The 22,318-nt window shown below is 40.4% G+C and carries 11 protein-coding genes; all 11 read left to right on the top strand.

Features of this window, described 5'->3' with window-relative positions:
- Positions 1 to 496 (top strand): MFS transporter (locus LH29_RS22475; RefSeq protein WP_045033599.1); only part of this gene is annotated, 496 nt, incomplete at its 5' end.
- 39 nt (positions 497 to 535) lie between these two features.
- Entirely contained in the window at positions 536 to 3,871 is a 3,336-nt protein-coding gene (locus LH29_RS22480; protein WP_045033600.1) for a DUF5107 domain-containing protein, read from the top strand.
- Between the two features lie 20 nt (positions 3,872 to 3,891).
- Positions 3,892 to 6,669, top strand: coding sequence for a sugar-binding domain-containing protein (locus LH29_RS22485; protein ID WP_045033601.1), 2,778 nt, complete (start codon positions 3,892 to 3,894; stop codon positions 6,667 to 6,669).
- Between the two features lie 29 nt (positions 6,670 to 6,698).
- Complete coding sequence (locus LH29_RS22490; protein ID WP_198152557.1) at positions 6,699 to 8,633, top strand: sulfatase family protein; 1,935 nt, start codon at positions 6,699 to 6,701, stop codon at positions 8,631 to 8,633.
- Positions 8,634 to 8,673: 40 nt separating this feature from the next.
- Positions 8,674 to 10,074 (top strand): sulfatase-like hydrolase/transferase, encoded by a 1,401-nt coding sequence (locus LH29_RS22495; RefSeq protein WP_045033603.1) that lies wholly within the window; start codon positions 8,674 to 8,676, stop codon positions 10,072 to 10,074.
- Between the two features lie 62 nt (positions 10,075 to 10,136).
- Positions 10,137 to 10,868, top strand: coding sequence for an SGNH/GDSL hydrolase family protein (locus LH29_RS22500; protein ID WP_082063909.1), 732 nt, complete (start codon positions 10,137 to 10,139; stop codon positions 10,866 to 10,868).
- Positions 10,865 to 12,388, top strand: coding sequence for a sulfatase family protein (locus LH29_RS22505; RefSeq protein WP_045033604.1), 1,524 nt, complete (start codon positions 10,865 to 10,867; stop codon positions 12,386 to 12,388). Before LH29_RS22500 ends, LH29_RS22505 begins: the two co-directional genes overlap by 4 nt.
- A gap of 75 nt (positions 12,389 to 12,463) precedes the next feature.
- On the top strand, positions 12,464 to 15,970 hold the full coding sequence (locus tag LH29_RS22510; RefSeq protein ID WP_045033605.1) for a discoidin domain-containing protein: 3,507 nt from the start codon (positions 12,464 to 12,466) through the stop codon (positions 15,968 to 15,970).
- A gap of 1 nt (position 15,971) precedes the next feature.
- Positions 15,972 to 17,540, top strand: a complete 1,569-nt coding sequence (locus tag LH29_RS22515; RefSeq protein WP_045033606.1) for a discoidin domain-containing protein — start codon at positions 15,972 to 15,974, stop codon at positions 17,538 to 17,540.
- Between the two features lie 31 nt (positions 17,541 to 17,571).
- Positions 17,572 to 20,445 carry a sugar-binding domain-containing protein gene (locus tag LH29_RS22520; protein WP_082063914.1) on the top strand — a complete coding sequence of 958 codons (2,874 nt, stop codon included), beginning with the start codon at positions 17,572 to 17,574 and terminating at the stop codon, positions 20,443 to 20,445.
- Positions 20,446 to 20,892: 447 nt separating this feature from the next.
- Positions 20,893 to 22,314: a sulfatase gene (locus LH29_RS22525; RefSeq protein WP_052671184.1), complete on the top strand. Its 1,422-nt coding sequence runs from the start codon at positions 20,893 to 20,895 to the stop codon at positions 22,312 to 22,314.
- The last annotated feature ends 4 nt before the right edge of the window (positions 22,315 to 22,318 follow it).

A 22,318-nucleotide genomic window follows, 5' to 3' on the forward strand; every position in this document is an offset into this window, starting at 1 on the left:
TGTTTCCGATACGCTTTTCAATATTGTGGTTACCGGAAGTGTAAACCTTGTTTTCACGTTCGTGGCAATTTATACGGTTGACAAATTGGGCCGGAGGGCCTTGATGATTATTGGTTCAGCCGGATTGGCCGGAATTTACGCTTTAATGGGGGCCGGGTATTATTTCCATGTTACAGGCTGGCCATTGTTACTTCTGGTGGTTTTGGGAATTGCATGTTACGCTATGTCACTTGCACCGGTTACCTGGGTGGTGCTTTCGGAGATATTCCCAAACCGGATTCGTGGCGCAGCCATGTCGTTTGCAACCGCAGCTTTGTGGATCGCAAGTTTCCTGTTAACCTACACATTCCCATTGCTAAATTCAGCATTTGGTGCCTCAGGTACATTTTGGTTATACGGACTTATTTGTGCTGCCGGACTGCTATTTATATACAAACGATTGCCTGAAACAAAAGGCAAATCATTAGAAGAAATTGAAAAGGAGATTTTAAACTAACGAAGATTGAGATTTGATTAATTGAGAAAGTAATAGAAGATGGATCAAGTAAAAGCTTATAAAGAAAATCTGGTAATTCCCACTTATGAATTGGGAAAATCAGAAATTAATCCCGTATTTTTTGAGAAAAGAGTTTACCAGGGATCATCGGGTAAAGTTTATCCGGTTCCGTTTATCGATAAGGTTTACGATAATAAAGTAGATCGGAATTACCAGGCTGCAACACTTGAAAACGAGTTTGTGAAACTGGTAATGTTGCCCGAAATTGGTGGACGAATATTTGAAGCACAAGATAAAGCCAATAATAATTACAACTTTTTCTACCAGCAAAAGGTGATTAAACCGGCTTTGGTTGGTTTAGCCGGTCCGTGGATTAGTGGAGGTGTGGAGTTTAACTGGCCGCAGCACCATCGGCCAGGAACTTATTTACCTACAGATGTTTACATTGAAGAAGAAGCCGATGGAGCCAGAACAATCTGGATGTCGGAGTACGACCCGATGTATCGCCTCAAAGGAATGCACGGAATTCGTATTCGCCCAAACAGTGCTTTGGTTGAATTGCGGGGACGCTTGTTTAACCGCACACCGTTAACACAAACATTTTTGTGGTGGGCAAACGTGGCTGTTGAGGTACACAAAGATTACCAAAGCTTTTTCCCACCCGATGTGCATTACGTTGCCGACCATGCCGTGCGTGCACAAAGTAGTTTCCCTTTTGCTGAAAACGATTACTACGGCATTCCTTACCACGAAAGACAGGGGAGAAACGATTTGCGTAATTACAACAATATTCCTGTGCCCACCAGTTACATGGTTTGCGACACTAAATATGATTTCTTCGGAGGATACGATTTTAAAGAAGGCGGAGGATTTATTCACGTAGCCAATCGTCATATTGCACCGGGTAAAAAACAATGGACGTGGGGAAATGAGGCATTTGGCCGCGCATGGGATCGTGAATTGACCGATGAAGGTGGACCTTATTTCGAACTGATGGCAGGTGTTTATACCGATAATCAGCCCGATTTTACTTACCTGCTTCCTTACGAGACAAAAACATTCTCGCAATTCTGGTGGAGCTATAAAAATCTTGGTCCGGTACAAAATGCCGACAAAGATTTAGCCATTCGCCTGGAAATTCTTCAAGGCAACAAATTGGATTTAGGTGTTGGAGCAAGTCGTAAATTCGATAACCTTAAGTTTATACTGAAAATTGGTAATGATACAAAGGTGTTCGAAAAGCAGAGCATTTCTCCCGATAAGCCATGGAAAGATACAACAATGACCATTGAAGCGGGACAGGAAAATGCAATTTCGCTAATTGTTATCAATGAGAAAGGAGATGAATTAATTGCCTATCATCGTCGTGAAATTAGTAAGGAACGCAACCGCAAACTAGCATTCGAGCCAAAACAGCCCGAAGAAGTTACCAGCGCCAACGAGTTGGAATTAATTGGCGAACACCTGGAATTGTACCGTCATCCAACCCGTTATCCTGAACCCTACTGGAAAGAGGCAATTAAGCGTGATCCCAAAAGCTACAAATCGTTTATTGCGTTGGGCCGTGTAAAACTGAAAAACGGAAAGTTTGCAGAAGCAGAAAGAAATTTCAGAACGGCAATCGATATCATGACCACCTATCATCCAAACCCGGCATCGGGCGAGGCACATTATTTCTGTGGTTTAAGTTGTTCGTTCCAGGGTAAAAAAGAAGAAGCTTATGCATTGTTCTACAAATCAACCTGGAACTTCGAGTGGCGCGCTGCTGCATATTATCAACTGGCAGCACTCGATTGTTTGAAAGCCGACTATGAAACCGCACTGGAACATCTTGAGGCTTCTCTGGATACTAATCGTCAGAACAACAAAGCATACATTTTAAAAGCTGTAATACTGAAAAATCGGGGTGATAAAAAAGCTGCAAAAACTGTATTGGCAGAATTGTTTAAAACAGATTCGCTCGATCAGTGGGCAAAATTTGAGATGGCAACCTTGTCAGGTAACTTCGCTGAGTTTATCGAATCATCGAGAAACGATGCACAAACCATAATTGATATTGCTTTTGATTACGCTGAAGCCGGTTTTTACAAAGAAGCAATTCAGGTAATTGAGTTACATAACAACAATGAAATTCCGGAATGTGCTGTACCAAATCCAATGGCAAAGTCGATTATGACTGATTTCATTCTGGCCTGGTTGTACCAGTGCATTGGAGATAGCAAAAGAGCATCTCAAACTTTGGAAATGACAAAATCGGCTACGCCCGACTATGTATTCCCATCGCGAACTTTCGAGCAAATTGTATTGGAATGGGCATTGCAGGCAGATAAAAAGAATACGGTGGCTGCCTTCGGTTTGGGGAACTATTTCTTCAACCTGAAACGCCACGATGATGCGATTAAAGCCTGGGAAATGGCAGCTGATGCAAACTGTACTTACGGTACGCTGTACCGAAACCTGGGAATTGCTTACTGGAATACTCTTGAAGAAGGCGAGAAAGCCCGTCAGTCATTTTTAACCGCAGTTGAACTGGCACCTGAAGATATGCGAATCCGCTATGAGTACGATCAGCTGCGCAAAAAACTGAACGACAATCCGAAAGAAAGGTTAGACAGTTTACTGCCGATTAGAGATAAAATTGTTACTCGAGATGATTTTTCAGTTGAACTGGCCGCTCTCTGCAATTTTGTTGGAGATTACGAAGGTGCGCTCGAGTTAATGGAGAACCGCAACTTCCATCCATGGGAGGGTGGCGAAGGACAGGTACTTCGTCAGTTTACACATGCCTGCTTAAAACTGGGACAATTAGCCTTGTGCAATGGTGATGCTCAGGCGGCATTCGATTACTTCGAAAAATCAATGAATACGCCTGACAATCTGGGAGAGAAATACCATCCTCTTCAGGCAGTTGCACACATCAATTACTGGAAAGGAATGGCATTGAAAGCAATTGGAAAAACAGAGGAAGCCAGGGCTCATTTCCTTGAGAGTAAAAACGAAGCGGGTGACTTTATTGATATGGCAGTGAGTGCTTATTCCGAATTGTCGTACTACAAAGCATTGTCGCTAAACGAGTTGGGGGAAAAGGTTGAGGCTCAGGATTTATTGGCCGATATTAAGAAATTTGGTGAAACCAAATTGAATGAAACAGCCAAGATTGACTATTTTGCAACTTCGTTGCCACTTTTACTGGTGTTCGAAGATGATATTCAAAAGCGAAATACCATTGATGCAAAATACCTGATTGCTCTTGCTCATGTTGGTTTAGGATCGTTTGGCGATGCAATAGATAACCTGAAGGAAGTATTGCAGTTGAATTCAATGCATGTGGGCTCAAAAGATTTGCTGGAACAGGTTACCGCTGAAGTTGCGTAATAATTTAAATAGAATTTAAAATGAAGTTGGGATATAGTTTTTTTATATTATTTGTAGTTCTGCTTTTTACAAGTTGCTCAAAACCTCAGGTGAAGGAAATTAGCCTGGAGGGAGAATGGGGTGTGGTCCTTGATTCTTTAAATGTGGGTATTCAAGAAGGCTGGGCTGAACAAGACCTGAAAGGAGAAACAATTCATCTACCCGGAACTTTGGATGATGCCGGCCTGGGAAAAGAAAATACCCAGGTGCCGATAATGGATAACAGCATATTATGGGGCTTAACCAGAAAACACCAATACATTGGAGCTGCCTGGTACCAAAAAGAGGTTGATATACCTGCCAGTTGGGACGGAAAGCATATTAATCTTGAATTGGAAAGAATCATTTGGGAATCAAAACTTTTTGTTGATGGAGTAATGATAGGAAAAGGAGAAAGCCTTGTTGCACCGCACCGATATGATTTAAGTGAGGTGCTTACTCCCGGGAAACATATTATTACGGTTCGTATTGATAATTCCAACAAATATCCTTTGATAAATGTACAAGGAAATCGTTATCCCGATCCTGTAAATCAGGATATGGCACATGCTTATACCAACCACACGCAAATTAAGTGGAACGGTATTTTGGGCGATATCATGCTAACTGCAGATGAACCCGGAAAGATTGAGAATTTACAGGTGTATTCCAATGTGGAAAAAGGAACAATTAAAGCTACTTTTAGTAAACCAGCGGCTGCTGAATCAGTAGTTAACTATCAGATATTTAGTGCCGATGGAGATGTTATTGCAGAAGGTGCAGTTGAGGATGGAAAAGAGGAAATCACAATCTCAACGCCCGATAAAATTGAACTTTGGGATGAATTTAATCCGAACCTGTACGAGTTCAAATTAACTTCGGGAAATACAAGTACAAGTGTTCGTTTTGGATACAGCCAAATTGGAAAAGATGGAGAAGTATTGACTTTAAATGGAAAGAGAATCTTTCTTCGTGGGAATCTGGAGTGCTCTATTTTTCCGCTAACTGGTCATCCGCCAACAGAGAAGGAAGAGTGGGCAAAGCTTATTGCTCAGGCAAAGGCTTATGGTTTAAATCATTTGCGTTTTCATTCCTATTGTCCGCCAAAGGCTGCTTTTGAAGCTGCTGACGAGGCAGGTTTTTATTGCCAGGTAGAATTGCCACATTGGAGTTTACGTTTTGGTGAGGATGAAAAAACAACCGAATTTCTAGTTTCAGAAGGAGAAAAAATCCTGAAAGAATACGGAAACCATCCATCGTTTGTGTTAATGGCCCTTGGAAATGAATTGCAGGGGAGTGTTGAACTATTAAATTCTACCACGGCTGCCTTACGCGAAAAAGATAGTCGTCATTTATACATGACAACAACCTATTCGTTTCAACGACCGCTGGGTTTGGTGGCTCAGCCCGAAGATGATTTTTTTGTAACGCAATACACCAAAAAAGGATGGGTACGCGGACAAGGGATTTTTAATGCACAGTCACCAAATTTCGACGAAGATTATACTGCCACCAGCCAACATGTACCGGTGCCACTAATTTCACATGAAATTGGCCAATATTCGGTTTATCCTGATATGACTGAGATTGAAAAATATACCGGCGTATTAAAACCTCTTAACTTTATGGCTGTTCGCAATAGTTTGGAAAAAAATGGTTTGCTTGATATGGCCGATAAATTTACTTATGCTTCAGGTAAACTTGCCGCTATTCTTTACAAGGAAGAAATTGAAAGGGCTCTAAAAACCCCGGCATTCGACGGTTTTCAATTACTTCAACTACAGGATTTTCCAGGACAGGGAACAGCACTGGTGGGATTGCTTAATGCATTCTGGGAATCGAAAGGAGTTATCAGTGCCGAAGAGTTCAGGCAGTTTAATTCAGAACTGGTTCCGCTTATTCGTTTCGAAAAAGCGGTGTATGAAAACGGTGAAACATTCGCCGCTTCCATTGAAGTCGCCAACTTCTTCAAAGAAACGAAGGGGCAAACACTGGAGTGGGTAATTGCCAATGAAACCGGAGAACAAGTAAAAGCTGGTAAAGTTGAAAGTGTTGATCTGAGCTTGGGGAACAATGCCAATTTGGGAACCATTGAATTCGAAGTTAAAGTTGCCAAAGCCGAAAAGCTAACAATCAGTCTGGCGCTAAATGGCACGGATTATAAAAATAGTTGGCCGATTTGGGTTTATCCTAAAAATGTTACGGTTAATTCAGAAAAAGTTGTTGTAACCGGGTCGTTTAGTGCTGCACAAAAAGCATTAAGTGAAGGAAAAACGGTTTTGTTAAATCCGGAATATAAAAAACTGGACGGAATAGCAGGTCGTTTTGTACCTGTATTCTGGAGTCCGGTACATTTCCCAAATCAACCCAGTACAATGGGCTTGTTAATGGATGAAAAACATGCGGCTTTTAACGATTTTCCAACCGATGACTATACCGACTGGCAATGGTGGGATTTGTGTCTCCAATCTAAGTCGATGATTGTTGATAGCTTGGATGTGACACCAATTGTTCGGGTGATCGATAATTTTGTGACGAATCATCATTTGGCGAACGTTTTTGAAACCAATGTTGGCGAAGGCAAATTAATCTTTTCATCAATCGATTTAATGAATAATCTGGACAGTCGCCCCGTGGCAAGGCAGTTACGATCAAGTTTGATACAATACATGGAAAGTGAAGCGTTTAATCCTGCCGGCTCGGTTAAAATCGATGAGCTGAATTTTCTGAATAACGAGGCTGAGAAAGAGTTTAAGGCTTCTGATATATATGAAGATTAAATAAGGAAGTTATAAAAGGAGAACCTGTTATGAAGATTGCAATAAATAACATGCTGGAAAGATACATTGTAGCCATCGCAGTGTTGTTGGGTGTCATTGGTATCGTTTCCACCAATGCACACGCACAGCAAAAACCAAATATTCTTTGGCTTACAATTGAAGATACATCGCCACAGTTTGTAGGATGTTACGGTAATAAAGACGCACGTACACCGGTGATTGATAAACTGGCCGAAGAAGGAGTTCGTTTTACGAATGCTTTTTCAACAGGTACTGTTTGTTCGCCCAGCCGAAGCGCCATTATAACAGGTGTTCATACTTTTAAAATGGGAACGGGACACCACAGAAGTAATTATCAGATTCCGGATTTCATTAAAGGTTTTCCATATTTCCTGCAACAACAGGGCTACTATGTAAGCAACAGTTACAAAACCGATTATAATGTGGCTAACATGAAGCAGTTTACTGCTGAAGCCTGGAACGAAAGTTCAGGCAAGGCCGGTTGGTGGAACCGGAAGCCCGGTCAGCCATTTTTCGCTGTTTTTAATTTCAACGATTCGCACCAGTCGCGAACCATGAGCAATTCGTACGAATGGTATGAGAAATATGTGTTGAGTAATCTTTCTCAGGAAGAAAAGATTTCTGAAGATGCATTTGAAATGCCGCCATTCTATAAGGATTCGCCAGAAATGCGAAAAGATTTTGCCCGCGTGTATAATTCGATAAAACTAACGGATAAACGTATAGGCGAGTTGCTTGATAAACTTGACAAGGATAATTTACGCGACAGTACAATAATTTTCTTTTATGCCGATCATGGAGAAGGGATTCCACGTGCAAAAACAAATGGTATTAACCTTGGGTACCGGGTGCCATTTGTTATTTGGTTCCCTGAAATGTACAAGCATCTCTCTCCCTGGGGAACTGCCGGAGTGGTTACCGATGAATTGATTGATTTTAAAGACTTGGCTCCAACATTAGTAAGCTTAACCGGAGGTGAGGTTCCCGAATACATGACAGGTAGGGTATTATTGGGCGAAAATCGTAGTCCTGAGGCAGATCACTTGATTTTATCAACCGATCGTGCCGACAATGGGCCGGACTTGGTTAGAACCATTACTAACGGGCGCTTTGTTTACTCCCGAAACTTTATGCCGTATATGCCTCAGATGCGCTATATCCGCTACCTGGAAATTGCAGATATAACAAAAGAGATGCGTAGCGACTTGAAAAAAGGCAACTTGGATGAGTTTCAGAAAAGCCTGTTTGATGAGCGCCCGGCAGAGTATCTTTTCGATATTGAAAGTGATATGTGGGAACGCCGCAACCTGGTGAACGACCCGGAATACAAATCGGTATTGAAGAAAATGCGCAAACAGTTGGATGACGAAATTTTATTGGCAAAAGATGCTCATTTTATGCCGGAATATGAATTAGGATTGATTTCTGAAACCGGGAATGCCTATGAATTTCGCTTGGATAAGAGTAATTATCCGTTTGAAAAGATTTATGCAGCAGCTTCTCTGTCGGGGAAACGGGGAGATGAAACAATCCGTCGGCAAAATAGCTTGTTGAAGAACGAAAATAAGTTTATTCGTTACTGGGCTATCGTTGGTCTGCGTTCTCAGAAGAAAGAATCGCTTTTGAAGTATAAAAAGGAAATTATTTCTGCCATGGATGACCCGTACCTGCCGGTTGCAGTAATGGCCTCATCTATTGCTTATCAATGTTTTGATAGTAAGGCCGCTGAGCAAAAATTAGTCAGTTTTGCTAAACACGATAATATGGATATAGCGCTTCTGGCTATTAACGAGATGCTATATTTTGACAACAAAGAACCTTTTGTTGAAACGATCGAGAATGTATACAAACTTCCGGAGAGAAACTTTAATGTAAAGGGGGCATGTCTCGATTTTTTGGGTATACTCGGGAAAGTGCCTAATACTCCTGATTATGGGAGTTAATACTTAGGTTATTTATCAGTTAAAATATAAATCACACGTCATGAGAGTATTGGGTATTGTTTCTTATTTGTTGCTGTTATGTTTACTTGTTAATGCGCAAGAAGAAAAGGCAACGATTATACAAAAACCGAACTTTGTTCTTATTGTGGCTGACGATTTAGGCTTTGCGGATGTAAGTTTTAATGGAAGCACTCAAATAAAAACACCGAATATCGACAGACTTGCAAGTACTGGAGTGCGGTTTACGCAAGGTTATGTCTCTTCAGCTGTTTGTAGTCCTTCGCGAGCAGGTTTGTTAACTGGCAGAAACCAGGTAGAATTTGGACACGATAATAATCTCGCTGGTATTCAGCCAGGTTTTGATCCCGATTTTAACGGTCTTCCCCTTACTGAAAAAACTATTGCCGATCGTTTAAGACCGTTAGGTTATGTTACGGGCTTAATTGGTAAGTGGCATTTGGGAGACCTGCCTCATTTTCACCCTTTAAAAAGAGGCTTCGATGAATTTTGGGGGTATACCGGAGGTGGTCATGATTATTTCGTTGCTAAACCAAATGGTAAAGGTTACACCGGACCGATTCAATGCAATTTTAAAAAACCTCAGTCCATTACTTATATAACCGATGACAAAGGGGATGAATGTGTTGATTTTATAAAGCGTCATAAAAACAAACCTTTTTTTCTGTTTGCATCCTTTAATGCACCTCATGCTCCAATGCAGGCCACTGATGCCGATTTGAAATTATTCTCACATATTAAAAATGAAAAGCGAAGAAGCTATTGCGCTATGGTGCACCGCCTGGATATAAACATCGGACGCATAATGGAGACGCTTGAAAACGAAGGGCTGGTAGAAAATACATTGGTGGTGTTTTTAAGTGATAATGGTGGCCCGTGCGACCAGAACGCATCAAATAATGCACCATTTAACGGACAAAAAGGGATTCTGCTGGAAGGAGGAATTCATGTTCCTTTTGTTATGAATTGGCCAGGTGCATTACCCACAGGTATGGTCTATGAAAAACCAGTTGTTTCGCTTGATATTGCACCTACTTTTTTAGAACTGGCTGGAGGCAAAATCACAAATGATGATAATTTTAGTGGAGTAAATCTTATTCCGTATTTAAATGGTGATATTGAAACGCTGCCGCATATTGATTTGAAATGGAAGTTCACAATAAGCCGGGCGATTCGTAAGGGGGATTGGAAATTGGTAAGTATCCCTGATCGGATTCCTTTGTTATATCATTTGCCATCTGATGTTTCTGAACAACACAATGTAGCCATGGAAAATTTTGACATTACCACTGACCTTCTAAAAGAATTAGGCAATTGGGATGTGAGTTTGCCATATCCCTTGTTTTTGGAAGGTGCACGTTGGAAAAGAGTGCAGCTGGATCTGTATGATAGAGAATATCAGCTTACCCAGCCTGGACAATAATAATTAGGATTATAACTCAAACTCTAGGTTTCACATAGAACAACAAAATAAAAAAATATGCTATGAAGTTAATTGTATTAATAACGCTCTTCTTTACATTTTCTACTACTTTGCAAAGTAACTCAGACACAATAAATACAAAGATTGATGAAGATTACCTAGCAGAGTTTAAAAAGCAGATGCAACTTAAATGGCCGAATAACAAAACAATGAATGTTGTTTTTCACGGACACAGTGTCCCATCTGGCTATTCCACAAGGGGAATCGTAAACACACTAGCAGCTTATCCTCATTTATTCTTAAAATTTTTAAAGGAGCAATACCCAACTGCGGTTGTAAATTGCATTACTACTTCCATTGGAGGTGAACAGTCGGAGCAGGGGGCTAAACGTTTTAAGGATGATGTGCTTTGTATGAAACCCGACCTGCTTTTTATCGACTACGCATTAAATGATCGGGGAATTGGCCTTGAAAGAGCTGAAAAGGCCTGGAGATCGATGATTAATGATGCATTAAACGTAAATATTAAGCTTGTACTTCTAACGCCTACACCTGATATAAAGGAAGATATCCTGGATGATAATACCACTTTGGCTGGATATGCCAATATGATAAAGAAATTGGGTGAAGAATTCGATATACCGGTAGTAGACGTGTATGCGCAATTTAAAAAGATGAGGCAAAATGGAGAAGACCTTACAAAATATATGGCTCAAAATAACCATCCTAATGAGTTGGGACATCAGGTGGCTGTGCAGGAAATTATCAAAAAACTTTTTAGCGAAATTCAATGAAGATAAAATTTCATTACCTGCTACTGTTTGTTTTCGGAGTTAGCCTTATTCAGTGTAAAAATTCCAAAACGCAGGAATTAAATGGAGCAAAGCCACCCAATATTGTATTGATTGTCACCGACGATCAGGGCTATGCCGATTTAAGTGCCTATGTGCATGCATCTGATTTGTGCCAGACTCCAAATATGGATCGTATTGCCAAGGCCGGTGTATTGTTTGACCACTGCTATGTTTCCGGGCCCGTTTGCAGCCCTTCGCGTGCAGGAATTTATACTGGTAGATACCAGGAACGCTGGGATAAAAACATGGGCTGGGGACCTGGTTTGCCAAACAATGTAAGCACTTTGGCCGAAATGCTCAAAGAAAATGGTTACACTACTGGTCGCGTGGGAAAAAGCGATTATGGAACGAATTATCATAACCCACATGCACGCGAATTCCCGGTGCATCATGGTTACGAACGTTTTATTGGCTTTAGCGCACATGCCCACGACTTCTTTTTGTTAGACGAAGAAATTGAAAGGACAACACCTGATCCTTACGGCGAAAGTGCATCGTTGGGAAGGTTATGGCGTGATACTACAAAGGTAAGCTTTGAAGATACCTATTCAACCAATCTTTATACCGACGAAGCAATTCGTTTTATAGAATCGAATACCGATGGTCCTTTCTTTTTAGATCTGGCTTACAACGCTGTGCATGAATTGATTCATCAGGTGCCGGAAGAATATCGCGAAAAGTGGGACGCCCCAAAAATTCCGAATTACGATCCTTTGATGGGAACGTACAACGAGTATTACTACAAATACACCAAAGTGGGCGATATTAGTGATGAAGGAAAACGAAAACTTTACCTGGCGAATTTGAATTGCCTTGACGACAATATTGGCCGACTACTGGATGTGTTGGAAGAAAAGGGATTAATGGAAAATACCCTGGTAATTTTGATCTCAGATAATGGGGGAGAGCCTTTAACGGGGGCAAATAATCTCCCTTTAAGCGGGTCGAAATATACCATGCACGAGGGGGGAATTAGGGTACCTTTTATTATTTCTTGGCCAAAATCCTTACCACAGGGTAAACTATATCAGTACCGTGTTAGTGCCCTGGATATTGTGCCAACATGCTTGCAGGCAGCTGGTATTGCATCAAATGAATCAGATACATTTGACGGTAGCGGCCTGATTTATCCAATTTTAAACGATGAACCATCTGTAAAAGCTGAGGAACCGCTTTGTTTTAAGTTTGGCAAACAATGGGCGATTATCGATCAGGGGTGGAAACTGGTTTATGCCGAGGATTACAATCCTGGATGGAGACCAATTACATCACAAATATTGTTGGGGGCAAATAGTGGTAAACTTGCCTTGTACAATTTGAATGAAGATATTGGCGAACGGAATAACCTGGTTGATGTTGAAGAGGAAAAAGCCCGGGAACTTCAGCATAAATTTGATAGTTGGCTGGAGAAAATGAAGGCAGAGCATCAGAATTATTCGTTTTGGTCTAAAGGAGACTAGTCCACAAGTATTGTGTTTATTCCGTGGAAGAGTTGAAGGAACGATAACAACAAAATATTGTAAAAGTGAATAGAGATGAAGAGAAAGGCGGTTGTATTTTTATTGTTTGGGGTTATTGGTATTGCTGGAACAGTTTTTTTTACAGTAACTTCAAACAAAGCCATATCTAGTACTGAAACGACAGAAAGAAAAGCAGAATATAACAACGAAAAACGACCAAGAGAAAGCCTTTCTGAAAAAGAAAAAGCTATTAATAAGGCTCATTTAGAGCGTCATTATGATTCAGGTGTCCCCTTAAAAAGTGCTTCCGGAATTACTTCTTATGCAGATGGGAAAATACAAGGATACTGGGATAAAATGCGATTCTTATCTTCGGGGAAAACTGGCTACGGTTATCGAGTGGATGGTTCGGTGTACGATAAGGAACATGATGTAATTTATGCGATTTCTTATGCAGGGCACATTTGGAAAATTAACCGTGACGGGGATAATCCATCCCAAATCCAATGGGAATTAATGAATCACAAGCAAAGTTTTAAAACTTCTTACATTGAAGGTTTAAACAAAAGCGATGGGGCATTTCGTATGATTCGTTCCTCAAAAACAGGAATGCAATACAGCGATGATGAAGGAAGAACATGGACGGCAGCGTCGGGGATTTCAGCTATGGAAGAAACCAGAGAAGCTGTCGTTGCCGATAAATTGGGAGCAAACAGAATATTTAGTGTCGTAAAAACCAGTTCATCAAATTTGCAGGCCTGTATTTCATTAAATGACGGAGTAACTTACAGTCCCTTATCTACAAACTTTAATCCTGCGGAATATAATGTTAAGATGTTCAAAGCATTAAACTCCGAATCCGTTTTTATTGCAGCCTTGTCCAATTCTGATTCATTATTAAGGATTTTCGAATGTACACCCGCCGATTCCAGTTTCAATTTAATTGCCACTTCATCAACCACATTTTTTGGGTTGGACAGAATATTTGGTACCTTTTATAACGACAATTTTCATTTTTACGTTGCCGCCAAAAATTCGCACATTTACTATTCATCAGACAAGGGAAATAACTGGGAACTAAAGAGCAGCACAAATAATAGCGATGGGGATACGAATCCCCGCACGGTGCACCCCACAAAACCAAATATAATTTTCCAGGGCTATTTAGACGTTAACATGTCGGTGAATAGTGGAGCATCGTTTTCGAATTTTTCCCATTTATTTGGTTGGGATGTGCATCACATGAAAATGCATCAGAAAAAAGATGGAAGTTATTTTCATTTTATTGGATTGGATTTCGGATGCTATATATCTGATGAACCTGAGAATAAGGACGAATATATCCAGCTTAACAATACTTCTCCAGCCCAAATGTGTTATGATGCCGATCATGGTCAAAATTATTACAGCTCATTCTCCAGTACGCAAGACCGGGGGACGTTGGGATATGAAACCTACTCCAACAGATCATTTACTACCGATGTAAAAACAACAGATGGATTGCGTGTGACCATCGGGAATAACGAAGAATCTGTTTGGACCTGGATGTACTACGGTTCAATTTTCAGGCAGGCAAACTTTGTGGTTCAGTCATCGGATTTGGCCCAAATTAACTGGACGAGCAACTGGTGGGCAGCCCCCATGATTCCATCTCCGGATAAAAATGAAGATGCAATTTATGTGGCGGCAGGGCCTAAACTTTCTAAGTTTACCTATAATTCGTCCGATAATTCTATCATTCAGACCAGCCATTATGTCGATTTTGGAGAGAAATCAGGGTCAGAAATAACAGGTTTTGGCTATTCTCCGATAAACACAAAAAGGTGGTATGTTTCGGTTAAAACAGGCGGTTTTTATTATTCAGTAAATGGCGGACAAACTTTTAGTCAATCGCAATACACCGGGCTTTTCCCACGTGCGAACGACCAGGGGTACAATTATGCTAAAAATCAGCATGTAATAAAAGCATCAAATATTGATGAGAAAACAGTGTACTGCGCCGGTGTAGGTAACTTGTTCATGATTAGCACCGATGGTGGACAAACATTTACGAACCATAGCAACGGATTAAATATATACAGGATACGAGACTTTGATTTTTCTCCGGATGAGAAATTCATTTTTGCTGCTTGTGCATATGGTGGCATTTGGGTGTATTCCGTGGACGATGATAAGTGGTATGAAATGATCGATGAGGCGGTTCCGTATGTTGACTTTACCGATGTTGAATATATGGTAAGAGAGAATACAGTAAACTTTGGAACATTCGGAAATGGTATACTAAAATTAAAACTCGATGTAAAGGTTCCTCCGGTGGCCTATCCCGATAGTTTGGTGGCAACGTTGGATGGGAACAATCGTGTAAAACTATCGTGGAAAGATAACTCGGACAATGAAATAGGTTTTATTATTCAACGTCTGGATAACGGAACGTTTTTAAAAATAGGTGATGTCTCACTTAACGTAACTTCCTATACGGACACTCAACTGACAGAACCGGGAGATTATACCTACCGGGTTAAAGCCATAAATTCGACCGAATCATCATACTTCTCTAACTATTCTCAGGCTACAATATTGCAGGAAGGTAAAGTCTCAAAACAAAACTGGACCCTGGTTAGTGTTGATAGTGAAGAAACCAGTGGATATGGTGCAGAGTTAGCTTTCGATGAGAATGAAAGCACCATGTGGCATACACAATGGAATGTGACTCCAAAGCCTGATTATCCGCATACCTTGGTGATTGATATGCACAACACGATTACATTGCAGGGGTTTGGGTATTTACCCCGCCAAGATAACCAGTGGAACGGAACAATTAAAGCTTACGAATTCTATGTTTCTACTGACAATTCAAATTGGGAAAAAGTAGCTTCGGGCAGTTGGGATCAAACAAAAAAGAACAAGGAGGTGTATTTCAGTTCACCGGTGGAGGCCAGGTATATTAAGCTGGTTGGGCTAAACGAAGTGAATGGTTTGGCTTTTGCTTCCTGTGCTGAACTATCGGTGTATACTCAGGTACTATCGAAACAATTACTTACTGCACCTCAATTTGTGCAGGGAGGCAGGTTATCAGATACTGAAATAGAATTAATCTGGCTGGATAAGTCGAGCGATGAAAGCGGTTTTGTTGTTGAACAATTAATCGACGGAAATTTTACTGAAATATACACCAGTGGTCCAAATGTAACGAGCTACAAGTTGCAAAACACAACAATTAATACGGCTTACTCATTCCGCGTTTCAGCATTTAACTCAGAAGGATCATCCGAATACTCAAGATTATTAACGCTCGATAATATAGATGCTCCAGTTGGTGTAGATGATTTAACAATTCAGAATGATATGATTGTGGTGTACCCTAATCCTGTTAAACATCAATTGAACATCCGTATTGACGGCAACTTGAAATTTGATCGCTGGCAAATATTCGATATGTCGGGCCGGGTGATCAAAAGTGGCAATATCACGGAGTACATAAGCCAGGAGCAGATAAATGTTCAGGAACTAAAAACAGGGCATTATCTGCTGCGTATGAGTGGTGTGAACGGCACGGTCTCAAAATCAATTATAAAAAAATAGCATGAAGTTTTTAGCGTTGTCATTTACTATCTTTTTATTTACTGTAAGTGCTTATTCGCAATTTATTGATGAGGCAACTCCTGCAGATGTAAAACCAACACTTTCATCGGTACCCGATAGTTGGGTGCTTGATTTTAGCGATGAGTTTGATGGTACGCAAGTAAATGCCAATAAATGGAGAATCGATAACAGTACCAAATCCCGTGCAGCCCGCCCCAAAATTGGAATCGACGATTGGCGATGGAAACCAGAGAACGTCTCTGTTGCCAATGGGAACCTAATTCTGAAAGTGTATAAAACAGCAGCAGGTTCCATGACAAATGGATCGATAAACAGTTACACCAAGTACGAAACTCAATATGGGTATTTTGAAGCCCGAATTAAGATTGGTGAAGCCAACAAAGGGACACACACTGCATTTTGGTTACAAGGACCAAATATGGGTAATGTAGATGGCACGGCAAATGATGGAGCCGAAATTGATATCTTCGAATCAGCATGGACTGGTGAATTCACAAAATCGGTGGTACATATTGATGGATATGGAGCTGATCACCAGGCAAACACTAAACAATACAGCACTCCCGGCATCCATGATGGATTTCATACCTGGGGTTTTTATTGGACGGAACATGAGATGGAGATATATTATGATGGTGTATTTAAAGTTCGGTATTCTGATCCGAAATGGGTGGCACAGGCTCCCGAATTTTTGTGGTTGTCAAACGGAGCCAGCTTCGGGTTGGAAGGCGATCAGTATTTTGTTGACCATCCGATTGGTTATCTTACCGAAACGCAGGTTGATTATATTCGAGTATGGAAACCCGACGGCAGCCAATCAGCTAACGATTCGCTATTAAGCAAAGAAAACTGGTCGCTCATATACACCGATAGCGAAGACAACTATAGCAGTAATTTGGCAACTTACGCTTTCGATGACAATCCTTATACCTTTTGGCACACAGAATGGAAAAACAACCAACCTCCCTTTCCTCACGAAATTCAAATCGATTTAGGAGATACAGCCGTATTTTCAGCCTTTGTTTATACGCCTCGTCAAGATAATAACCTCAATGGGAATATTAATAATTATGAGTTTTATGCTTCAAATGTTCCCGGATGCTGGGGCGATCCATTAAAATCAGGCTCTTTCACAACAACTGGAAGCACTGTACGTGTAGTACTTGACGAACCTGCAGAGTGCAGATATATTCGGTTGGTGGCCTTGTCTGAGATAAATGGATTGCATTTCACCAATGTTGCAGAATTATCTTTAGTTGGAGATTATATCAACGAAATTCAGGTTGGAGTTAATAATACAATAAAAGAATTGGTAGCCGCGGTTTATCCGAATCCTTTTACAGGTGAAATCAACCTGAAATTGAATAATAAGCATAATCTGGCTGGCTGGAGGATTTATACAATTGGTGGACAGATTATGAAGCAAGGCGAGATACCTGATTTAGAAAATAGAGTAAAAATAAATACACAAAGTTTAACACCGGGAGTATATCTTCTTGAGTTAAATAATGCTTTGGGGCGCGAACTAAAGTTAGTGGTCAAAAAATAATTTGTTAAGAATATATATGAAAATTGTAACCATGAGAAAGGATAAATTAGCAATTCATTTAAAGGCATCAATCTATGTAGTCATTTTTGCAGGAATGTTAATGAGTTGTGCCAATAGAAAGCGTGTTGAAATCGATTTGTCTGGCGATTGGAAATTTCAAATTGATCGTATGGATCAGGGATTTAACGAAAAATGGTACAAACAGGAGCTTTCGGACACCATCATTCTGCCTGGATCAATGCCCGAGCAGAACAAGGGAATTCCCGTTGGGTACAATACCAAATTTACCGGTAATATATGGAGGGAGTATCCTGCCAGTAAATACTGGTACGATGATGAAAATTACAAACCTTATTTAAGCGACGATAAATTTCGCTTTCCTTTCTGGCTGGTGTCCGATTATCATTATGTTGGTGCAGCATGGTATCAGAAAAAAGTTACAATTCCCAAAGATTGGAATGGAAAAAAAGTGGAACTGTATCTGGAGCGTCCGCACTGGGAAACTAAAGTATGGGTAAACGATACTTATGTGGGTGTAAATAATGCACTGGGTGTTCCGCATATTTACGATTTAAGCGAATACTTAAATCCAGGCGACAATGCAATTACCATTTGTATTGACAACCGTGTGAAAGATGTAAATGTGGGTATTGATGCGCACAGTATTAGCGATAATACACAAAGCAACTGGAATGGAATTATAGGAGATATCAAGCTGCTTCAAAAAGATATGCTGTTCATTTCTAATGTGCAGATTTTCCCTGACCTGGAGAATAAAATGGCACGTTTGGAAATTGAAATAGGCAACGATACAGAAAGCCCAATGTACGGCGAAATTAAGGTTTCTGCATCAAGTATTTATACAGAAGAAGTACACAGCGTTGATGCTGTAAGTACGACTTTCAATTCAGATGCCGGTACTAAAATAATCGAATTGGAATACCCCATGGGAGAAGATGTTCGTTTGTGGGATGAGTTTCATCCAAATATGTATCAACTTAAAGTGGAACTAACATCAAATGAGCTTGGTGATGTTTGGACCGGCAATTTTGGTATGCGCGAATTCCGAAATGTGGGTAAGAGTCTAGAGAATAATGGCCGCCCGGTTTATTTACGAGGTACTTTAGATTGCGCCGTATTCCCAAAAACAGGTTATCCTCCAACAGATAGGAAATCTTGGGAGCGAATATTAAATGTATGCAAAGCGCATGGTCTTAATCATATTCGTTTTCACTCATGGTGTCCGCCAAAAGCAGCTTTCGATGCTGCCGACAAATTAGGATTTTATTACCAGGTGGAGGCTTCGGCATGGGCAGTTAATTTAGGAGACAGCACAGCGTTAGATCAATGGATTTATGACGAAAGCGAGCGAATGGTATCAGAATATGGCAATCACCCGTCTTTCTGCTTAATGCCATACGGAAATGAGCCGCATGGTAAAAATCACAAAGCCTATCTAATTGACTTTGTAAAATACTGGAAGGCCAAAGGCGATAAGCGAAGAATTTATACCACAGGAGCCGGTTGGCCGCTTATTCCTGAAAACGATTTTCATAATACGCACCGTGGAACGCGTATTCAGGGCTGGAACCAAAACCTGGAGAGTGTAATTAACAAAGAGGCACCTCGCAGCGACTACGATTTTGAAAAAACAGTGGCAAATTTGAAAGCACCAATGATTGCTCACGAAACAGGGCAGTGGTGCGTGTATCCGAATTTCAAAGAGATGGAAAAGTACGATGGCGTAATGAAAGCCACCAACTTCGAAATCTTTCAAAAAAGTTTGGAGGCACATGGCATGTTGCATTTAACCGACGATTTTGTAAAAGCTTCGGGCATGTTGCAGGTATTGTGCTACAAAGCCGATATTGAAGCTGCGTTACGAACCAAAGGTTTTAGCGGATTTCAACTGTTGGATTTGAGCGATTTCTCAGGTCAGGGCACTGCCATTGTCGGTATTCTGGATGCCTTTTACGAAGAGAAGGGGTATGTTACACCCGCTGAGTTCAGACAATTTTGTGATGTAACTGTTCCCTTGGCACGCTTCAAAAAAATGATATTTACGAGCGATGAAAAAGTGGCTTGCGATATAGAAATTGCGCATTATGGCGAAAAGGAACTGAAAGGAGTTGAACCAGCATGGAAAATAGTTGATGCGGATGGAAATACAGTAAAAGAAGGAACTCTCGATAAAACCGATATAAGTTTCGGACACAATATTCAGTTGGGTTCAATAAGCGAAACCATTGAAATCTCGGAAGCTTCGGAATTTCAATTGCAGGTTGATGTAGCCGGCTTTGTGAATACATGGGATATCTGGATTTATCCGGCTGAGCTACCAAAAGTAGAAAGTGATGTAATGGTGGTTTCAACTTTAAATCAAAAAGCATTAGCAACCTTGGAGAATGGAGGAAAAGTGTTGTTAACAGTTAAAAAAGGCAGCATTAAAGAAGGTAAAGGTGGCGAAGTGGCCGTTGGTTTCTCAAGCATATTCTGGAATACAGCTTGGACGAATTATCAGAAACCGCATACCCTGGGTATATTGTGTAATCCTGAACATCCGGCATTGGCTGATTTCCCAACCGAATACTATTCTAACTGGCAATGGTGGGATGCCATGAGCCATTCAAATGCCTTCAATATTGAAGGATTTGAAAATACAACTGAACCCATTGTTCGTATCATAGACGATTGGGTAACCAATAAACCATTGGCCTTGATTTTTGAAGCCAAGGTAGGCAATGGAAAATTGATAATGACGGGTGTTGATCTTCAATCCGATTTGGATAACCGCCCTGAAGCAAGGCAAATGCTGTATAGCTTTAAGAAATACATGAGTGGTGAATATTTTAATCCGACAACAGAAATAGGTGTAGCCGAAATAGAAGGTTTATTTCAGAAGTAATTATTATCCATTTGTTTAAAAATTTAGAACTCCATTCAATTCGTATGAATTTGAGACTCAATTTTTGACAAGAAAGGTAATGAAAAGATTAACTGAAATGCTCACCAATATTGGTTTTAGGCAGGCTAAATTGTATAAAATACTTGTGATATAGTGGATTCTCATATTTGTAAAGGTAGGTTTTCAGTGAGATTGCGATCCCGCTATGTCGAATTTAATAATAATTGGTAATCACTTGAATAAACTATATTCTCTTTAAAATATGACAGGTTGTTTTTTGGGTAATTCAACCTCCTTTTAATTGAACAAATACTTCACTTTGCAACATCTGTTCAATGTTGACCATTAAGTTCAGAAAACTGGCTTTGGTTTTAAATTTATTCTTGCGCTATTCCTTTAGGTTTGTTGACACTTAAATGTAAAAATAAAACTAAAGAATCTATTCATATGAAACTTAGAACTGTTATGCTATTGGCAGTGGTCTGTTTTACCTTGTCAGGGTTTGGGCAGGAAAAGAAACCTAATGTAGTCGTGTTTTTAGTAGACGATTTAAGAACAGAACTCGGTTGTTACGGTAGCACTCATGTTAAAAGCCCAAACATCGATGCGCTGGCAAAAGACGGTGTGTTATTCGATAAAGCCTATTGTCAGGAAGCAATTTGTGCACCATCGCGGATGAGTATATTAACTGGTTTGCACCCACAAAATATTGGTATTTATTCCTTATTTACTCCACTGCGCAAAAAGCACAAAGATATGGTTACCCTGCCGCAGTTCTTCAAAGCCAATGGGTACACCACGGTTAGCATAGGTAAAGTTTATCATCATACATTCGACGATAAAGAAAGTTGGAGTATTCATATTCCAAAAGAATCCAACGCTTATGTGCTCCCTGAAAATATTGCTTTACAGAACAGTGGTAGTGGTAAAGGATCGGCTTTTGAATGTGCTGATGTTACCGATGACGCCTACAAGGATGGAAGAACAGCAAATCATGCCATTGAAACACTTCAAAAAATAAAAGATGAAAAGTTTGTAATGTTTGTTGGTTTAAGCAAACCACACTTGCCTTTTAATGCACCAAAAAAATATTGGGACATGTACAAAGAAGGTGATTTTACAATTCCCGTCAAAAAAGCTCCCGAAGGGATGAGTTCGCTGGCATTAACTAAATGGGGAGAGTTGCGTGGATACCATGGTATTCCGAAAGAAGGTTTATTGGATGATGAGCTAAGCCTTAAATTAATGCACGGTTACTACGCTTGTGTAAGCTATATCGATGCACAAATGGGCAAAGTAATGCAAGCTTTAGAAGACCTTGATTTACGCGAAAATACCATGGTGGTTTTAATGAGCGACCATGGCTGGAAATTAGGAGAATACGGTGCCTGGTGCAAACATACCAATTTTGAATTAGACGTTCATGTGCCAATGATTATTAGCCGGGAGACCTCGCATAAAAACCGACAAACCAATGTACGAAGCCAGGCACTTGTTGAGAATATTGACATTTTTCCAACAATTGCCGAAGCATGTGAATTAGAAGTGCATCCTGTCGACGGGAAAAGCATTTTGAAATTGGTTGATAATCCCGAAATGGAGTGGGATAAAGCAGCTTATAGCATCTATCCACGTGGCGAAAAATACATGGGCTGCACTGTAACGGACGGCGAGTGGCGCTACACCGAATGGCGAAATATGGATGAGCACAACACGCATTCGGTTGAGTTGTATCCGTGCCAAACTGATTTCAATAAAGTGGGTGAAAATCTGGCTGGAGGTGAAAAGTACAAAGGTATTCAGATAAAAATGAAAAAGTTACTGGACGAAAATTTCTCACCTGAGCGTATTTCGTTTTATACTAACTAAGGGA

Source organism: Draconibacterium sediminis, assembly GCF_000949475.1.
Lineage (GTDB): Bacteria > Bacteroidota > Bacteroidia > Bacteroidales > Prolixibacteraceae > Draconibacterium > Draconibacterium sediminis.